This is a genomic window from Roseomonas sp. TAS13 (genome assembly GCF_001950415.1).
Classification (GTDB): domain Bacteria; phylum Pseudomonadota; class Alphaproteobacteria; order Acetobacterales; family Acetobacteraceae; genus Roseomonas; species Roseomonas mucosa.
Map to the genome: position 1 here is coordinate 1 of NZ_BDLP01000609.1, position 1670 is coordinate 1670.

The 1670-nt window shown below is 74.8% G+C and carries 2 protein-coding genes; both read right to left on the reverse strand.

Annotated elements, in window-relative coordinates; translation table 11 throughout:
- Window positions 1–113: 113 nt before the first annotated feature.
- Window positions 114–1091, reverse strand: a complete 978-nt coding sequence (locus ROTAS13_RS24150; protein WP_075823633.1) for a zinc-binding alcohol dehydrogenase — start codon at window positions 1089–1091, stop codon at window positions 114–116.
- Window positions 1088–1670: RibD family protein (locus ROTAS13_RS24155; protein ID WP_075823634.1), on the reverse strand; the 583-nt coding region annotated here is incomplete at its 5' end. The genes ROTAS13_RS24150 and ROTAS13_RS24155, both read right to left, overlap by 4 nt.

A 1670-nucleotide genomic window follows, 5' to 3' on the forward strand; every position in this document is an offset into this window, starting at 1 on the left:
GAATGAAGGCGGGGCGCCCCGGACGGAAGAGCGGGGCGGTGAAGGCCAGCGAAGCGGGCGAAGGCTTCCGGCGTGCGGCGCGCGACCGGTCCCGCGCCACGGCGCCGGAAGCCTCAGTAGACGACAACCGGGCAGAGCGGCGCATCCTGGTCCGGCGGCGGTTCGAGCAGCCCCGGCAGCGCCTGCGGCAGATCGGCGAAGGGCAGCACCGGACCGCAGAGCGCATCCAGCCTGGGATCGTCCAGCAGCGACAGGGCCAGCGCCAGGCGTTCCGCATGCGTGCGGCGACCGCGCATGGCGGGCGAGACCTGCCCGACCTGGGTGGAAAGGAGGCGCAGGCGGCGTGCGTGGAAGGCCTCGCCGAGCGGCAGGCCGATCTCCGCATCGCCGAACCAGGACGCCTCCAGGATGCGCGCCTCCATCGCCGCGCAGCGGAGCGCGAGGCGGAGCCCCTCAGCGCTGGCGCTGGCATGGATGACCAGTTCCCGTTCCGCCGGCGCCTCCTCCGGTCCGGCGAAGCGCAGGCCGAGCCGTTCCGCCACGGCCCGCCGCGCGGGATCGCGGTCCAGGATCTGGAGGTCGATGCCGGGAATGCGCGACAGCAGGAAGGCGCCGAGCAGGCCGACCACGCCCGCGCCGATGACCAGGGCGCGCTCGCCCGCGACCGGCGCGGCGTCCCAGAGGATATTGAGCGCCGTCTCCATGTTCGCGGCCAGCACGGCGCGGCGATCGGGGATGCGGTCGGGCACGGGAATGCACATCATGGCTGGCGCCACGAAGCGGTCCTGGTGCGGATGCAGGCAGAAGACACGGCGCCCGAGCAGAGGTTCCGGCCCGGCCTCCACCACGCCCACCGCCGCATAGCCGTACTTCACCGGGAAGGGGAAGGCGCCGCCCATCAGGGGCGCGGCCATGACGCCCCACTGGCTTTCCGGAACGCGGCCGGCAAGCACGAGGCGTTCCGTGCCGCGCGACACGCCGCTGGCGAGGCTGCGCACCAGCGCTTCCCCGTCACCCGGCGGGGGCAGGGTCTCGCGGCGAAGCTCCGCCCGACCGGGCGCGACGCTCCAGAGCGCGGTGGCCTCCGTCACGCCGTGGCTTCCCGCGCTTCCGGCGCCGCGTCCCGGCAGATGCCTGGCCTGGCCCGGTCCAGGGGGATGTCGAAGAGCACGTCGTCGCCCAGCGGATGCACGGTCCAGGCGAAGCGCAGCCCCTCGGCGATGCGCGCGACCTCCGGCAGCACGAAGGCCGGGCGGCCGGAGCCCAGGATGACCGGCGCCACGGTCAGATGCAGCCGGTCCAGCAGCCCCGCGGCCAGGAAGCGGGAAACGGTGATGCCGCCGCCCTCCACGAAGACGCGGCGCAGCCCGCGCGCGAAAAGCGCGTGCAGCAGGGCGGGCAGGAAGTTGTCGCGCGGCAGGCGCAGGATCTCGGCGCTGCCGTGATGCGTGCCGTCGCCGCCCGGCGCGTCCCCGGCGCAGGCCAGCAGGGTGCGTGGTGGCCCGGCGAAGACGCGATGGCCGCTGCCCAGCCGGCGTTCCGTGTCGATCACCACGCGCACCGGGTCGGGGCCGTCCACCTCCCGCGTCGTGAGCCGCGGATCGTCGGCCGCGACCGTGCCGGCACCGACCACCACGGCATCGAAGAGCGCGCGCAGCCGGTGCGTGTGC